Origin of the sequence: Cohnella sp. AR92, assembly GCF_003990975.1 — a bacterium.
Classification (GTDB): Bacteria; Bacillota; Bacilli; order Paenibacillales; family Paenibacillaceae; genus Cohnella.
On the sequence record NZ_RZJR01000015.1, the window covers coordinates 44,317 to 59,940 of the forward strand.

The 15,624-nt window shown below is 42.0% G+C and carries 18 protein-coding genes; all 18 read right to left on the reverse strand.

Features of this window, described 5'->3' with window-relative positions:
• Positions 1 to 164 precede the first annotated feature (164 nt).
• The 18 genes from ELR57_RS22565 to ELR57_RS22660 all read right to left on the reverse strand — a co-directional run bounded on the left by ELR57_RS22565 (position 165) and on the right by ELR57_RS22660 (position 15,379).
• Positions 165 to 1,139 (reverse strand): hypothetical protein, encoded by a 975-nt coding sequence (locus ELR57_RS22565; RefSeq protein WP_126961354.1) that lies wholly within the window; start codon positions 1,137 to 1,139, stop codon positions 165 to 167.
• Positions 1,140 to 1,156: 17 nt separating this feature from the next.
• Complete coding sequence (locus tag ELR57_RS22570) at positions 1,157 to 1,645, reverse strand: hypothetical protein (protein ID WP_126961355.1); 489 nt, start codon at positions 1,643 to 1,645, stop codon at positions 1,157 to 1,159.
• Positions 1,646 to 1,703: 58 nt separating this feature from the next.
• Positions 1,704 to 3,173, reverse strand: coding sequence for a hypothetical protein (locus tag ELR57_RS22575; protein ID WP_126961356.1), 1,470 nt, complete (start codon positions 3,171 to 3,173; stop codon positions 1,704 to 1,706).
• Between the two features lie 468 nt (positions 3,174 to 3,641).
• Positions 3,642 to 4,247: a hypothetical protein gene (locus tag ELR57_RS22580; RefSeq protein WP_126961357.1), complete on the reverse strand. Its 606-nt coding sequence runs from the start codon at positions 4,245 to 4,247 to the stop codon at positions 3,642 to 3,644.
• Between the two features lie 418 nt (positions 4,248 to 4,665).
• Complete coding sequence (locus ELR57_RS22590; RefSeq protein WP_126961359.1) at positions 4,666 to 5,064, reverse strand: hypothetical protein; 399 nt, start codon at positions 5,062 to 5,064, stop codon at positions 4,666 to 4,668.
• Positions 5,065 to 5,108: 44 nt separating this feature from the next.
• Positions 5,109 to 5,339, reverse strand: a complete 231-nt coding sequence (locus ELR57_RS22595; protein WP_126961360.1) for a hypothetical protein — start codon at positions 5,337 to 5,339, stop codon at positions 5,109 to 5,111.
• Complete coding sequence (locus ELR57_RS22600; protein ID WP_158630137.1) at positions 5,339 to 6,046, reverse strand: DUF1643 domain-containing protein; 708 nt, start codon at positions 6,044 to 6,046, stop codon at positions 5,339 to 5,341. Before ELR57_RS22600 ends, ELR57_RS22595 begins: the two co-directional genes overlap by 1 nt.
• A gap of 144 nt (positions 6,047 to 6,190) precedes the next feature.
• Positions 6,191 to 6,847, reverse strand: a complete 657-nt coding sequence (locus ELR57_RS22605) for a nucleotidyltransferase family protein (protein WP_126961362.1) — start codon at positions 6,845 to 6,847, stop codon at positions 6,191 to 6,193.
• Positions 6,848 to 6,862: 15 nt separating this feature from the next.
• On the reverse strand, positions 6,863 to 7,582 hold the full coding sequence (locus tag ELR57_RS22610; RefSeq protein ID WP_126961363.1) for a nucleotidyltransferase family protein: 720 nt from the start codon (positions 7,580 to 7,582) through the stop codon (positions 6,863 to 6,865).
• Between the two features lie 14 nt (positions 7,583 to 7,596).
• The gene (locus ELR57_RS22615; RefSeq protein WP_126961364.1) at positions 7,597 to 7,992 is read right to left on the reverse strand and encodes a hypothetical protein; all 396 of its coding nucleotides are present in this window, start codon (positions 7,990 to 7,992) and stop codon (positions 7,597 to 7,599) included.
• Positions 7,993 to 8,450: 458 nt separating this feature from the next.
• Positions 8,451 to 8,864 (reverse strand): hypothetical protein, encoded by a 414-nt coding sequence (locus ELR57_RS22620; protein ID WP_126961365.1) that lies wholly within the window; start codon positions 8,862 to 8,864, stop codon positions 8,451 to 8,453.
• A gap of 388 nt (positions 8,865 to 9,252) precedes the next feature.
• Positions 9,253 to 9,501, reverse strand: a complete 249-nt coding sequence (locus tag ELR57_RS22630) for a hypothetical protein (protein WP_126961367.1) — start codon at positions 9,499 to 9,501, stop codon at positions 9,253 to 9,255.
• Between the two features lie 90 nt (positions 9,502 to 9,591).
• Positions 9,592 to 10,845 (reverse strand): hypothetical protein, encoded by a 1,254-nt coding sequence (locus tag ELR57_RS22635; RefSeq protein ID WP_126961368.1) that lies wholly within the window; start codon positions 10,843 to 10,845, stop codon positions 9,592 to 9,594.
• A gap of 218 nt (positions 10,846 to 11,063) precedes the next feature.
• Positions 11,064 to 12,149 (reverse strand): phospholipase D-like domain-containing protein, encoded by a 1,086-nt coding sequence (locus ELR57_RS22640; RefSeq protein ID WP_126961369.1) that lies wholly within the window; start codon positions 12,147 to 12,149, stop codon positions 11,064 to 11,066.
• Between the two features lie 461 nt (positions 12,150 to 12,610).
• Complete coding sequence (locus ELR57_RS22645) at positions 12,611 to 12,865, reverse strand: hypothetical protein (protein ID WP_126961370.1); 255 nt, start codon at positions 12,863 to 12,865, stop codon at positions 12,611 to 12,613.
• Between the two features lie 666 nt (positions 12,866 to 13,531).
• Positions 13,532 to 14,377, reverse strand: a complete 846-nt coding sequence (locus tag ELR57_RS22650; protein WP_126961371.1) for an ATP-dependent DNA ligase — start codon at positions 14,375 to 14,377, stop codon at positions 13,532 to 13,534.
• A gap of 121 nt (positions 14,378 to 14,498) precedes the next feature.
• Complete coding sequence (locus tag ELR57_RS22655) at positions 14,499 to 14,795, reverse strand: hypothetical protein (protein WP_126961372.1); 297 nt, start codon at positions 14,793 to 14,795, stop codon at positions 14,499 to 14,501.
• A complete protein-coding gene (locus ELR57_RS22660; protein WP_126961373.1) occupies positions 14,795 to 15,379 on the reverse strand; it encodes a recombinase family protein in 585 nt (194 codons plus the stop codon). The genes ELR57_RS22655 and ELR57_RS22660 overlap by 1 nt, the downstream gene beginning before the upstream one ends.
• Positions 15,380 to 15,624: the final 245 nt, after the last annotated feature.

Genomic DNA, 15,624 nt, shown 5'->3' on the forward strand with positions numbered 1-15,624 from the left:
TCGCATTGAGGTTGTTGTAAGTTATAACTTGGAGTAAGGGCTGAACGCCAGTTAAATGTTGAGTTTTAACCAATAAATATAGGGCGAGCTAATAGAAGACCTGTACTTATCCGTGACCATAAAAATAGCTGTCGATTTTCTCGACAGCTTGACCAACTCATATTTCAACTATTTAGACGCAATTTAGTCTGATCTCTCGCTTCAAAAATCGTTGAGCAAGTAAACAAGGTGTCTAACATACACCACACTCTGCCGTTAGGGTATATGTTTCCAGTCTTTACATCCTTACTCGGTGCAAACGGCGCTCCTAAGTGATAAACGAAGCTCGGCTCCCACTCTTCATCCTTTGCTTCAGAAAATACCTTAGACATATTCGTTACAATCTCATAACCTTCTATATGATGAATAGACTGTAGCTTACCATCGTAACGAAATGCGATGTAGTTCGGTGGTTCCTTTACCCAACCATTACCCCCGACAGGATGAAAGTATCTCTTCCTCTCATTAATGATGTCTCTCCATGAAATCGTCCAACCTTCAGGAGATCCACCACCAACAGATACTACATACACCATATTCGAGTCTTGCTTTTGCATGGTCATCAAACTCCCCAAGTAAACATTCAATTCCTGTAGTAACCACTTCTCGGCATGTGTCCCGCTTACGTGAGCCAGCTTTGAGTATTGGTAGAAATCCTTCCAAGACAACACCTCTACTGGAAACCCATTTACTTGATCTGGAACACGATGCTTGGCGTAATCCTTGCTGCACTCGCTCAATACTATCAATCGTTTATCGGGGCAAGGGCTTTGTATGAAGGATGTTCGTGTCGCATATTTTTGAAGCTGAGCGATGCCTGGGAGGTTCCAACCTCGCTTCGCTTCAATGATTAGATGGAACTGCTGAGTTAGCTCAATCTCAATATCCGTAAAGCCTTTACCTTTTTCATATTCCTGCATTCGAATTTCGACTTCGTCGACAGTACCATTCCATTGGAGAACACTTTGGAGAAAGACCTTAAGGAATGAAGGACACTGCGTCAATCCCCAAGCCACGCTGTAGCTGATATCGTTCTCATGCTCACCCAACAGCTGAAATACGCTCTTCATTTCACGACTATGTAAAAACAGTTTTGTCATGCCATTACCTCAACTCGTTATGATGTCAGTCGTTCAGGTACTGCTTGAAACTTCTCCGAGCGACCCCTTACCTGAATGTTATTTCCCCAAATGTAAAACTTCCAATGCTCACCTTCATTAAGGTTCACAATCTGAAGGTCGAGTGTCATCATTTTACGAAGTTCTTTGAAGTCTACATAATAGATGTTTCCGTCTTCTAATCGAACTGCTAAAACAGCTATATCTGCTTCGTCCAGAAGTTCGACCTGTCTTGTCGTAAGGTCGAACCAACCCTTACCGATCGTATGGATCTTGGAGTACGGAGTGCAAACAACAATCCGCTTTCCGCCGCTCACTCCTTGAAACATAATTTGCTTCCCCTTGATCGTAGAGAGGGAACAACCGTACTTTTGCGTCAACTTGTTAACGACGATTTTCTTGTCAGGAGCAGACATTTCACAACCTCCATATGTCGTATTTTTCCACATCATAACATATGGTTTTGCAGCCTGCTGATGATTTTGCATGGTTAACAACCATGCTTGATCGTCGCCGATTAAGCATGGTTGCAGCTGTCACTTACATTTACGCACCGGCTTTTGAAGCCGAAGGTTTATTGTCATTTCTCGCATCAATAAGGACAATGTTCTTTGATTGATGTAGGTTGAGCTCATTCAATATCTTGTTTACCCTTAAATACTCACTTTCTGAAAAGTACATTATTACCTTAATAGACTTATTCGTTTCATTAGCTTCTTCATATATCGCAACTTGGTTTTGCAGGTTCTTTTTTAACTGTGAATTACTAGCAAGTTTAAACTCAATTAAAGTCTTATCCTTATTACCCCTTGAGACCTTATAATCTACTGGACCTCTTCCGTTATTAACTTCCCTATTCACATCCGAAACCGAAGCGAACCAAGTCAGTCGATATAGCAGTTGTAAATCCTCTTCCTTTTTGATTGCGATGCCGTTAGAGTAAAAAATTCTGTAACCATCGTTTTTCTCAATTACATTCTTCATAAATATTACTCTAGACATGGATTCCTCGAATGTATCTATTGATGTGTTATAGAACTCTGTCTCTTCTTTAAGCAAATGTATAAATTGCTTGAATTGTTCTACGTATAACGTAGCAGATTCCCTGACCTTCTCAATGCTACTGGCTTCTGCTTTTTCACCATTCTGTTCCTTATATTTGATGTAGTAATCAATAAACTCAGGAAATTGAGTGACCACTTTGCTAACTGCATGACTACGATCTTTTGCTGAAGCATTCTCTGGTAACGCTGAATAAAAATAATTGTTTATTTGAGCACGAAGCTGATCATTATCAATGCAGTCAGGAATAGATGAAAAATCTTTTACAATATCCGTTTTATTAATCCATGTGTCGTCTTTGGTCAAAATGTCAACAGGAGTTAATAATACATAATCTCCATTTATAAATGGCAGAGTGAAACTACCGCTTTCCCAAGTTTCGGTTATATAGTTAAACTTTACGTTTTGGACTGCCACTGCCTTTGTTAAACCAGGCTTTAAATGCGTAACTGCAAACGTTTGTGTATAGGTTAGAAGAAACTCATGAATTAGCCTAGTTGTAAAGTCACTGATATTGTCTCGACCAACTTTATCTTTTATGATACAAAGTTTCTCTAGGTGACTACTGTCCGTAATCTGCTCCTGACCAAAACTTGAAAAAAGATTCCCCAAATTTTCATGCAAGGCGATTGCAAAATCCCTTCCTAAACCGCTACCTCCATTACCGTTTTTGCAGAACCCAAACCAGTTTTGTTTTATCTCAGGGAACATATACCACGCCTTTAACAGTCCGTCCGATATTCGTCCTCCTTGTGCTTTGTCCCTCAAAAATCTTAGATACTTAAGAATCCCGTTATGTAAAAGTTGATATTCCTTTTTATCACTGTTGAACAAGAGGAAGGGATCAATAAATAAAGGCAAGTCGTTAATTAACGAAACGTCGAATGCCCCGTATTCCTCAAGAATCATCGGATCAACTTCAAAAAAGTCTGAGAAATACACATTAAGTTGCATTTTATCGTCAAACCCCTTCCCAAAGACAACTTATTATTATGGAATAATTCGCTAGAAATCGACGCAATCCTCTCTTTATTCTCCGCCTATCGAAAGAAAAAGCTGTCGAAGGATCGACAGCCGAAGAAGTATTCGAATGAAAAATGAAACTCTGAAAATCTATTTGATTGTCGACCCCAACTGTATACGTCTAACTTCAATTTCATGTCTACGCTCAGCTAGTATCTGCTCGACCGTTGCATCCTTCTGTACTAATGAAAGACCTTTCTGCTGCTTACGTTTTCGAGTCTCGTTGATATTGAATAACTTGTATTTAGTTTTCTGCTCTGGATAGACAACATATGCAATTGGATCAGCGGTTGGCGTGAGTCCCATACGACTTAATCTGCTCTGTGTAAATAAGTGATCAGGTACTTCCTCCGGTAGATAATCAAGAATTTCATTTTCAGACACGTACATTTTCCTTCACTAACTAAAATTGTTCACCATATCAGAGTGGTAATCTGCATAATAGTTCCACCCTAAGGCATCTAAGACCACTTCTCGCGCTAAGTTTTTGGATAGGTCGTTTGAGATCCCACATCCAACATGAAGATTCGAAAAGCAAGACACTACCCCTGGGTGGGGGCTTTCTTCTTCATAGTGGAAAGCTTGGTTTCTTGCCTGACGAATCACGTTTGCCAGTGGCTCTCCACCAATGTTCCTTCCCCGTGACCATCCCGAACCACGATGGACAGTCGATATACCTTGCTTCGCTGATTGAAGGATTAGACCGCATATCTGATTGATACCATATTCATGCTGCTCAAGCTCCTGAAGCTTTATTTTAGCTTCGACACTTGCTTGATGCGCGGAGAGCATTCTTTGATAATGGCTCCATAAATCCCTTGATGTGTAGATTTCATCGGGATCAGCTTCGGCTTCTGCTAACTCAATCGCTCGATCGGTTGCCCTTTGCCCTGCAAAAGTTGAACTCCGCAAAGCAACTGCAAATCGCTCTTGATACTCTTCAAGAATTTCAAATTGCTTCTCGATGGCAAAGCGGTGATACTCTAAGTACTGACTGATATCCATCTAAATAACTCCTCTATTTACGGCTACCTGCTTTCCTTGCCCCTGGCACAAAATCATTTCGACACCATCTGACAAAGTTGTTAGAGTGTAGAAGGTACGTCTTAACTGTCTTCTCCTCAAGAATACTTTTATGCACCTCTTTCTCATACTGCTCGAACAATAACTCCAACTGCTTGATAAAATCGGGCGATGCCTTCATTGATTCGAACCCCCTCGGGACATGTATAAGGCTCATTATACTTATCTGGAACAATTTGTATAGATAAGACCGTGTTATGATTCACTGTTGTGATTTGAGTTTGTGAGTCGATGAGTGTGATTAGAGAAATACCGTTTATTGGTCATCTGCTACAGGAAATGTCGCTTGCAAAAGAAATAGCTGCCGATTTTCGCGGCAGCTGTGGAACTCCTATGTAACTCAGTTTTTATCTTTTAACATCTTCTCTAGTGAATTATACTGATCCTCCGTCAGCGGGAAGAAGCTCATATCTTTATGTGGCTGAAATAATGGAACAATACTCTGTATCTCTTTAATATGAAGACCTTGTCCCTCTTTAGAGACTTCATAGTCCATAACTACTGGCAACTTAATTGGGTAGCCCGGTCTGGACTCAAAGACCTCGCCGTCTTTCCAAGTCCCCTTAACTGTATTTATGCCCATGATCAACTGCTGCTCTGTTAAATAAACAAGCATCTTAGCTCCAATTGGAAAACGATAGTTTTTGTACTTGCCACTGAACCCCATTCGTTTATCCCTTAGTCCATCAATTACCCAGTCTGGATAGACAAGCTTAATTGTGTAGTCGAGATTCGACAAAGTTGACACCATCCAAAACGAAGTTAAATTCCCATACTGCTATTCTATCTGCAGTGACTACACTCTATTAATACTAACTTGTCCTTATGACTGATTTGATAAATATCTAACGCTTCTTCTTTTGAGCGAAACAGCTTCCAACCTCCAGTTCCTTGCTGCTTCTTCCATCCCTGATTAGACTTTTGTTTCATATCAGCTACATATGGACAAGCGTCATGATCAAGATGGACTGTATACGTTTTTAACGGAGTATCGAAATTAACCCATGCATTCATTATTCCACCTCATCTTCTATAGAGAGATCAAATGCTCGTGGGACTATTCGAAGACATGCATCGACATCAACTCGGACTAATCCGAGTAAGTTACAATACGATGGATGTGGTGGGTTTAATCGCTTGGTCAAATGATACTCTGCCTTAGAATTTTTAACTCTGAATACAAAAATCTCCTTAGTTGAATCAATAACTTCTTCGAGAACTTTTCCTGCCAGTTTATAATACAACGGCAGAGGGAATTCATCCGGCATCCCCCACGCTAATACAACGTAATCTGACGCTTTTATTGTCTTGATGGCTAACTGCATATTGGACTCAAGCAGTGATTGTAATTTCTTATCCGACTTCTCACTGATAATAATATCAAGATCGTTATTTAACCCCTTAGACTTAGGGTTATAAATAGGCAATAAGTTCAAGATATTCAAGTGCTTAATATCAGTTATCTCTCTGTCCCGTTCATTTAATGGGTTATGAGACGGTTTGACAAAAAACTCAATAACTTTGTTCACCGTTCCATCAGATTTATCCGAATCTGCTTCTGACGGATTCATCATTATTACGGAAGCAGTTTTGTTACCTGGCTTGTTCAAAACAATCTCCAATATTTCACGCTTCTCAATCTTTTTATCATTTGTCTGGACGACTTCGTCCCGCTTGCAGACTGGTTTCCCTTTGATGTATCTTGCTGTGTACTTCGCCAAGTATTTCACTCCTACAATCAGTTGTCAGTATGTAAATATTCACCAGAAGAGTGCCTTCTTCCTGCTACAAAAGTAGCCTTCAAAGGTATTAAAAGAAAATGCGGCTACCCCTGATTGGAGCAACCGCATCTTCACTTATACCATCTACTTCTTATACAGCGGGAGCCTCGCCTCGACATACTCCTTGATCGGGGGAAGTAAAGCCTTCAACCTCTCTATATCTTCTGGATCAGGGTCTAACTCATAACAGAATTGATCGCAAACATACAGAACTTCAACGAAGTCGAACCCCTCATACGACCTCAGGTCATTGTCCTCCAACCGAAGCAATCGGCTGAACCACCAACTGATCCCCTCGGCAAGGTTGATGCACGCCCAAATTGTTAGTTCTGATTCTCCAAGGTCGGTCTTATCGTAATAATCCCTGAACAGCTTGTTCAGCATGTAGAAGTAAATCCTACTCGACTTCGGGGAGGTCGTGTATTCCTTACCGACTTCCAAAGTCATTATATCCACAGGGTCATTGTCAATTTGTGGATGAAAAACATCGGGTATGTTTCTGGAATCGACGATACTTACTCGGCGGTCGAAAACTAACTCCAATAAATCCGCAAGCTCAGCGGCTTCGCCCAACTTGAAAGGATGGGTCTGATCGAAAACAGCTAGAAAATCAATATCCGAGTCAGGCTTCTCGGTTCTGTTCAAAACCGATCCGTAAAGCTTCAAAGCGGTCACCCCATATGGCGCGGCGATAGCCATAATCCTTGACCGATGCTCAATGATCGTGTCGATTACGTTCATACTGTTCAGCTCCTCTTAATCCATTTCTTCATAAGGATCGAAGCTTCTGATTCCTACCCATACTCGGGTAAACTTGTTCAACTCTTCATTCTCAGGTGGACACTGTCGGTGGACGTAATCCCTTACCTTAGGATATAGCTGCTTAAAACGGATGACGTCTTCCTCAGACTGGTTTTCGAGAACTTCGAGCTTGTCACAGAGATAAAGGACTTCTACAAATAAGAACCCATCGAAGGAACGAAGGTCGTTATCTTTGAGAAAAAGCAACTTCCTGAACCACCAGTTTATCCTTTTGGCTAGATACCTGATTAGAGCACCTTTTTGTTCGGACTCAAGCAGAAAATACGGCTTAGACTCAGGATCGAAGTGTTTTAGGTAACTGTCGAGTACAACATAATAAAACTGGCTCGACTTCGGGATGATGTCGTATTGAATCGTGGCATCTAGCTGAAGGATGTCGACTGGATCAGTTGGTTTATAGGCTTCGGGTACGTCACTCCAGTTGATGACCGTTACTTTTCTGTCGAAGAATGTTTCTAGTTCCGACTGGACGTCTAAGTGTGCGCCCCATGTAAATTGGTTTGGGTCAAACACAGCGACAAAGTCGATATTTGAGAAAGGCTTTTCGGTTCTGTTGAGAACAGAGCCGAAAAGCCTTAATGAGGTAACCCCGTATGGAGCAACGAGCTGCATAATCTGCGTCCGTTGAGCGATGATCTTATCGAGTACGTTCATATTAGGACTCTTCCTCATCGCATGGTGTATTGAGGATTAGACTCTACACATTCATCGCATAAAGTCTGAAATACTCCAGTACGTCTCTCAAGTTTGCCTTCCTTACCGCACTGCTCACAAATAGAAGTCGAGACTTTTTGCTTTTCAGATATAATATCGTTTACCTCAGGAAAGACGTCATAGATGTAAACTCGCAATTCACCGAACTTTTGCTTTATCTGACCGACACTCGACCTATTTTCTGTTCCAGACGACTTCGCGTAGGCGGCTTCGATCTCTAAAAACATATCATACAGAAGCTGATACCAACCGTCTCCACAGGAGAAACCATCCTCTGCAAAACGACTTCCGTGAACTGACTTAATCCAAGGGAACTGTTCAAACAGCTTCGTTTGCAATTTGGCTTTCATACCGTTCACCTCTACTAGTTTAGTCATCTGAACTTATCGGTAAAAGCTTGGTTCCCAATCCCAAACCAATGGAAATACTTGTACTAGTTGTTCAAGTTTAGCGTAAAACCAAACTAAATTGAACCCCTAAAATTTACAGTTTCAGCTAATTATCTCGCTGTTCATAAAATCAAAAACTCCTAACTCAGCGTGGATCACAAGTTGGCTCGATGGGGAGGAAAAAAGGTTCAGAGGTTGGGTGAACGGGTGAATATCCTGTGAGATGAAGCTAACTCCTATTTTTCCTAATGGCGCGCTTCAGAGTTCCAGACTGAACCCCTTCGACGATCTCAACTACCCCAAATAAAGAAAAACTGCCGAGGGTATCAGCAGCTTAATCGATTTCATTATTTCTCTAACCTAGTTGCCATAGTACAGACCTCAAGTTAGGCTACAGCATCAACAAAATACTTGGTTCATTATATATCATCGTAAACAGCATCGGCTTCACACCATGGGTTATTGTTTTCATCAACAATAATACCGTCGAATTCATTATCATCAATTCTTGTATCAATGGAGTTAACCATAAGCCCCGCGATGAACTGCATAACGACAGGACGATAAGCGCCGCGAAACTTCCTCGGATGGTTATGGAAGTAGTCGCTCGACATCTCGCTTTGGTCGATATACGCCTTAGCTTTAATGTAGAGAGGATCATTCCTGCTTACGTTTTCCTCTAAGTAGGACAGTATCTGATCCTTCTGAGCATCCGTGAGAAAGGTTTCTTCCTTGAACCCCATCCTAAAGACAAAGGTATCGAACCCCTTAGCATTTTTAATTACATACGATGCGGATTGTAACGAGTCAGCGAGTTCTACCTCTTTGAACATGAAAACCATCTCCTTCGGTCAATTTGGTACTGTAATAGAATCTGGCTCGTTCAAAATACGGTGGAGTGTCTCTCGCTGCTGCTGCGAGAGATCATCGATCTGCTTACCCTCCATAGTCATTGCCCACCATAAACTTCCTGCTATTGAGCAGGAGCCGCAGGTGCGGGGAGATACCACTTGGAATTTTGTCATCCTTGGTGGGTAGTCCCATCCTTGATTGTAAGCTTGGTCGGGAGACAGGATCGCTTCCTTGTTGCAGACCTCGCAAATATGACGATAGAGCATATTTGATCCCCCTCTCTAGGACTCCAACAAATCTCATTCACTTAGGAGCATATGTATAAGAAAGATGGTGCCAAGTAAGAACACCATCTCCGCTTGCTCGCAATTAAGTTAACTGAACAAGATTTACGGCTCCATCTGGATATTCCCATACTTCTCCGGCGACTTCGTTCAAGTGACCGCATTGAGGGCAAGGAACTTCTTCTGTAAAGCTGTACTGAGTCTCTTCGCCCATACCTCTTTCATCGCTGCTCTCATACTCAAGATCTTGGATAGTGAAAGTATGGCTGATTTTAGCGCCACAACCTTCACACTCGAATTTGTCTTTATGACTGATCGGCAACTCTAAACTCATTTGACAAGCCCCTTCCTTTATAGGAGATGACCCAATTGTATTACGAGGAATAGGGCAGTGAGCATAAAGTCAAGCAAATATAAAAAGCCTTTACTTTATTCCACTGGTGTTCATGAAGTTTATAAGGACTTGACCTACAAAGTGATCCACTACCGGTTTCAATTTTTCTGAATCTTGATTTGCCTTCTCACAGTACGCCACATACTCTCTTTGCATCTCCGCCATGAAACTGTCTACGAAGTCATCTTGTGATGCGCTATCTTCTTCCTCTAATTTGGCTAATTCAGCTTGCATTTCTTGTATACGAACTTTTAGAATTTCCTTCTTCTCGTCAACGCTCATAACGCCTGGCTCACGAAAGCTCTTGTCTTTAATCTGATCAATGATTGATTTTCTCTTTAAGATTTTTTCTCTATACCCCTCTAATACTGATTCAGCAATTTCGACTCTTCCTTGGTTTACCTCTTTGGACAACTTGTGATAAAAAAGAGTTCGCTCAGTCAAATGACTTTCCTGACCATCCGAGTTGCTTTCATCTACTGGAACTACGTCTAACCCCAATAGGTGGAGCAATGGTTTATTACCGAGGTCTAGAAACTCTGATCCTTCTCCTTCATACAGTTCATCTGTAGCTTGCATGATATGTTTTATTAGCAAAGAAACCGTATAGTCGATACTATTGTTTGTCGCTACCATTCGTCTTTCTATATCATCAACATTCTCATTCTTAGGTCCGTATAATTTCTCAATAATCTCTTTATGGTGCTCATTACTGTAAGCTTCATTGGATCTTTGAGCCATCTCAGAAAAGTAATTACCCCTGAATAGATTGTAATTCGCTTTATCTAATTCTCTACACAGCCAGTCAACTGTATCGCCCATTGCTTGATGTTCCAATTTTGTGATATTCACAATAAATAACGACAAGCGCTCCACCAAAACTGAAGTCAAATCTCCAAGCTTAACAGACTGAAGGTGAGAGGGCATGGTGTAGATCAAATCTCGAAATACTGAGGGTAGCTCATTATCAATACTTTCGCACATCAGTCGATTGTACTCCTGTATTTGCGATGCATTAACCTTCTTTTCGTCATAGTTTGCTCTACTAAAGGGGTGGTTACTGCTCTTCCTCAAGATTAAAGCAAGAAGCTCTGCAAAATCAGCAGGGAAGTAATAGTCCGTGTTCTTTTCTTTACCCATTCTGAAGTCAGTTTCTTCAAAACCATATAGAGCATAAAATTTCTCCATATATTCTTTGAATGTCCGTTTTGTTTTAATTGCACTTAGCTCTCTCATCTCTACTCCGCCATAATCAATACGTCTTACTTTCTTTCCCCTCGGCATCCTATATAACCTCCGTTATTTTCAGAAGCAACCCTAATCTTAACTTACTCTAACTCACTGATATTTTACAGTAACTTCTAGGAAGAGGTAAATTAGACAGGAAGAATTGAAAAAGGAGCTGATTTTGTCAGCACCTTTTGGTACAACCATTCATGTGAACTAGAGCTTAACAAGCTGCTTTCCCCCGTCCTCAAAGATAAAACCATGGTGCCTTGATTTTATGTGTTATCTATTCTACTTTGCTGATCTTCAAGTCGTATTACCTCATCCATAGCTGCCTGAAATGAAAGCTTAACTTTCTCCAGATACTCAAATAATTCATTGACCGGCTCTTCAGCCGCAACTGACAAATCATAATGGTGCTCAGATGCCCGATCAACAGCATCTTGAGAAGCATCATCCATATCTTCGTTGTGCACCATTTGTTTAGAGAGTATGTCTGATGCATACTCTACTGAGTCAAACTCTGCAAGTTCATGTATTGGCGTATTATAATTACATAGTTCATGGATTTGATTAATTGATTCAAAATCAATCAAATCCGCAATATGTGCCAAACCTGCAACGTCACGAAACCCCGTGTCTATTTCACTTTCAATCTCACTTAATACCTCAAGTAGAGTATCTAAATCCCTTTCCCTCAAATATGAGTCGTGAACGTTATATACCTCTTGATCTTCGCGCGGATGACCCACAAACGTGAACAATCCATCACGTATAGTAGATGATATCCCCTCTAATTTTGACAACAGGAAAGCAAGGAGAATCTTCTTATCGTCCAACATACTTCCAAAGTATGGGATGCTTTCACCAATTAGTATCGGAACAAGATTCTCCCTAATAACACTGACCAAAGCTTGTCCTCGAATAAGGAACCCCGACTCTCTGCTTTGTTTACTCTCTTCGGAATAATTGGCTGAACCAATATATGCGATATTATCCGTCATAATCACTTTGGAGTGATTACTGAAATTGAAGGATGTAGCAAAATTCTCGATATTCGTAGGATCAAGTCGTTGAGTGTAGCGCTCAATACTTTCTGATGCACGCTCTCTTGGTCCGCTTCCATAGTACGTCTCATACCGATCAGGTATATTAGTAATGATGTGAACCTCTGCATGAGCAGTCGCATCTTCAAGTTCACGTATTAAATCCTTACGACGTGCTGAAATGTTGTACGTGGTTACGAATATTGACTCAGCATTGGGGAAGTCATCTAATACTTCTTGAAAATTATATTCCCCCTTCGAGGTAACGATATCAATTTGACCTGGGATTAGAGGGATTATCGTAATGTCACTCATTCATTTCCAACTCCTAACAAATTTATTAAGAAAAAAGTAACCTTTACGATCAAATTGGTCAAGCAATTATTTCCTTACTGTAACAAATCCTTCGATACCTTCTCATGATCTTCCTTGGTTTTCACCAACTTCTCGTTCAACCACAAGATCATGCCGAACCCCTCATAGCAGAATGAGACAGATGGATACTCAATGATTCAATAATCCATCTCCGAATACCTTCCATAAAGTCGGCTGCTTACAACATAAATAAATACAACGAATAAGCATCGTATCCTGATCACCCTACACAGCAAGCAAGATCGCGAGGATCGCTTTGCGTCTGATACTCAACCGCATCATCAACGAACAAAGCAATCTATTGGTAACCAGATTTGATACCGCCATCAATACCAGACACATAAAGAAAAGTGCTGATTTTGTCAGCACCTTTGTTCTTAAACATTACAATGCAGAATGGATCAATCGATGACCTTGATACTGTCGGGCTCGTTCAGGATACGTTCAAGCGTTTGGTGCTGCTTTTCCGATAAATCCTCTCCAATCTGGATCGCCCACCAGAGAGTGCGGTCGATTGGACAGCTTCCACACGTTCTTGGAGAAATCATCTTGAATTGTCCCATCATCGGTGGGTAGTCCCATCCTTGTTCATGAGCTTGATCGGGAGTTAGAATCTCTTCCTTGCCGCAGACTTCACAGATATGTCGTAGTAGCATCTTAATACACCTCTTTTGGTTGGATTGGTTGGGATTGGTGGTACTGGTTGGGTGGTCGGGTAAATGGGTAGTTGCGGGCTACTCCTTGCTATAGGTGCAGTTGGGTTCGAGATCCCTGATGTCGATCGCTCGGAGGTTTGCGCCCTGTTCTGCGGAAAATAGCCGGGGAATCGACGATTGATACCATCCTGCCCAAGAGTGGCTTAAGGTCGCGCTCTAGGGCGAAGAAGGAGTCGACGATCTCTGTTGTCTGGTCGCACTTGGCTAGGAATGTGATTGGTTCATTGTTGTCCATTTCGCCGTATAGCGCCGATCCGTAGAGCCACAAGGACTGGATTCCGTATGCGGCAGACTCGCGGAGGATGCGGGTGCGCTTAAGGCAGATGGATAAAGGGATGGTACGCATAAGAAAAGGCTCCTTTACAATTGAATGTTGGTGTTGGTTGAACTGGTTGTTTGTATTCAGTAGTATCCCTGTACTTATGTTTGGTCTCAGTAGCTATCTGCTGAAATCGAATCACACTCGAGCGAGTAGAGAAAATTCCTCTAACGAAAATACTCAAGCAAAGAGGATAAATAATAAAAAACCACTCTGAGATTCACTCAACCTAAAAAGACTCAGCGGCAAAATAAAAAGTGCCGATTTCTCGGCACTCTGCGGTGTAGCTATATGACGAACTCAACGAAGCTCGGTGTTCTGAGCAAGTTATGTTTCGTGTAGCATTGAAACTTTACTTTGCAATTTATATGAGGATGAAGGTAAATCCAGTTCTTGTCCTCGCCCCGAACGAGCTTCTGCGCGAAATTAGCAAAAGCTCTGCGTTCAGCAGGAGGAACGAACTCCGTAACCCCCACATAGCGACCATCCTTTAGAAGCGACCAACCAAACTCAGATTTACGGATCGCGCCGATCTGAACGACATCGAACAGGTAGTTCTTTACCTTAATCCAATTGGAGCTGCGGGTATCGAGCTGATATCGCGAGTCCTTGGACTTCGACACTATTCCCTCAAGTCCAAGCTGCTTAACAGAGTTGAATAGCCGAACCCCATCCTCGAATGAATCGCAGACCGTTATCACACTAGATGGAGTAACAACCTTTTTCAGAATGTCGAGCCTGTCGATTAGTTTTAGCTTGGTTAAATCCTTACCGTTCAGGTAGAGGATATCGAATGCTGCGAAAGATACCGGCTTTGAGCCAGCAAGACGGTCGACGGACTTTCGAGCTTGGAACCGCTCCATCAAAGTCTCAAAGCAAGGCTTCCCATCTACGATGGCGACAAGCTCTCCATCTAAGACAACCTCGTCAGCGTCCAAATCGACGCTGCTGATTTCAGGGTACTGCCTTGTGCAATCATTTTGATGCCTGGTATACAAGCGAAGTCCCTTTAACTTACTGTACGAAAGAATGCAACGATGACCGTCGAGCTTAAGCTGATGTATATAGCCATCCCCTGAAGGGACGGTATCTGACTTGTGAAGCAACATTGGTTTTATTGGAGTGTGTATCATGGAGTATCACCATTTTAAGCATATCATCCATGCTGCACCCACGATATAAGCAGATGATGGTAAGTTTCATTCTGCTTGGGTGAGTGGGTGCGTAGTAGCCTTTTGTTACCACAATCCGACCTTAGGATGACCAGTTATTTGCGGAAATACGCTTAGTGAGTTTACATAACCCCGTGATGCCAATATTGTGCTCATCAAAGACGATACTGTATTCGAAAGGGATATAGCGCGGCTCCTCACCAAAGACGGTCGCACCAATCGATATGAAATCCTCTTCGCCGTTAGCAAGGAAAAACACCACGCCGCCTTCACCTAAACTTACTTCTGAGATCGGGATTGCATACCCCGTTGGGATCTTTATTATAATGTCTCCAAAGTCGACAATGACAGCATTACCATCAGCTCGGACTGTTATCATTACGCACCTCTACGTTTTCTGAGTTCTCTTTTTAGAGTGCTCTCGCTGATACCAGTCAGGTTCGTAACTTGCTTGATGGTGTTGGTTTCGAGCAAACTGATCGCATGGTTGAGTTGAACCTTCGTGAATTTATTAGGGCGACCCTCGCGAAAGCCCTCCTTCTGCTTGGCAATCTCTTTCCCCTCACCAGTGCGCTCAACGATCATATCGCGCTCAAATTCCGAAAAAGCGAAGAAAATATTTCTGATTAATTTTGAGGTCGGTGTGTTATCTAAAATGCCGATGTTAAGGATATGAACCCGAACCCCTCGACCGATCAGTTCATTTACGATCTGTGCGCCTTGGATCATACTTCTTGCGAAGCGATCTAATTTAGTAACGACCAGAGTATCGCCTTCCTTTAATAACGAGCAGAGCTTTGTAAATTCAGGGCGATCCATCTTTGTCCCTGTGTACGTATCCGAAAAAATATTATCGCGGTCGACCCCCTCAGCAAGCAGAGCATTAATTTGACTTTCTAAGCTGTTACCATGCTTGGACTGCCCGACCGTTGAAACGCGAATATAACCCCGTCTTACTACCATTACGACCACCATCCCCGATTATTTAGCATCCGATTATGACCCTAAGTTTTGACACCGATTGAATGCCCATCCTACCGTCCGAAAATCGAGCAGAATTGGAGGGGCAAAACTTAAGAGTTTTGATCTGTCATGATACCTTGGTTCAGAGGTATTGGCGAGTCTTTCTTTTGGTCCGGTAGTTGAGGGCTTACATGCAGATACAAACGCCGTGCGGCGATCCATCGATAGCTGACAAAGCTAAGGGC

Excerpts from the sequence above, each read along its gene's own strand:
- ELR57_RS22595 (WP_126961360.1), bottom strand. The coding sequence starts at position 5,339 with ATGAATGCATGGGTTAATTTCGATACTCCGTTAAAAACGTATACAGTC.
- ELR57_RS22640 (WP_126961369.1), bottom strand. The coding sequence starts at position 12,149 with ATGAGTGACATTACGATAATCCCTCTAATCCCAGGTCAAATTGATATC.
- ELR57_RS22565 (WP_126961354.1), bottom strand. The coding sequence starts at position 1,139 with ATGACAAAACTGTTTTTACATAGTCGTGAAATGAAGAGCGTATTTCAG.
- ELR57_RS22660 (WP_126961373.1), bottom strand. The coding sequence starts at position 15,379 with ATGGTAGTAAGACGGGGTTATATTCGCGTTTCAACGGTCGGGCAGTCC.
- ELR57_RS22575 (WP_126961356.1), bottom strand. The coding sequence starts at position 3,173 with ATGCAACTTAATGTGTATTTCTCAGACTTTTTTGAAGTTGATCCGATG.
- ELR57_RS22615 (WP_126961364.1), bottom strand. The coding sequence starts at position 7,992 with ATGAAAGCCAAATTGCAAACGAAGCTGTTTGAACAGTTCCCTTGGATT.
- ELR57_RS22630 (WP_126961367.1), bottom strand. The coding sequence starts at position 9,501 with ATGAGTTTAGAGTTGCCGATCAGTCATAAAGACAAATTCGAGTGTGAA.
- ELR57_RS22610 (WP_126961363.1), bottom strand. The coding sequence starts at position 7,582 with ATGAACGTACTCGATAAGATCATCGCTCAACGGACGCAGATTATGCAG.
- ELR57_RS22605 (WP_126961362.1), bottom strand. The coding sequence starts at position 6,847 with ATGAACGTAATCGACACGATCATTGAGCATCGGTCAAGGATTATGGCT.
- ELR57_RS22650 (WP_126961371.1), bottom strand. The coding sequence starts at position 14,377 with ATGATACACACTCCAATAAAACCAATGTTGCTTCACAAGTCAGATACC.
- ELR57_RS22570 (WP_126961355.1), bottom strand. The coding sequence starts at position 1,645 with ATGCAAAATCATCAGCAGGCTGCAAAACCATATGTTATGATGTGGAAA.
- ELR57_RS22580 (WP_126961357.1), bottom strand. The coding sequence starts at position 4,247 with ATGGATATCAGTCAGTACTTAGAGTATCACCGCTTTGCCATCGAGAAG.
- ELR57_RS22620 (WP_126961365.1), bottom strand. The coding sequence starts at position 8,864 with ATGTTCAAAGAGGTAGAACTCGCTGACTCGTTACAATCCGCATCGTAT.
- ELR57_RS22655 (WP_126961372.1), bottom strand. The coding sequence starts at position 14,795 with ATGATAACAGTCCGAGCTGATGGTAATGCTGTCATTGTCGACTTTGGA.
- ELR57_RS22635 (WP_126961368.1), bottom strand. The coding sequence starts at position 10,845 with ATGCCGAGGGGAAAGAAAGTAAGACGTATTGATTATGGCGGAGTAGAG.
- ELR57_RS22645 (WP_126961370.1), bottom strand. The coding sequence starts at position 12,865 with ATGCTACTACGACATATCTGTGAAGTCTGCGGCAAGGAAGAGATTCTA.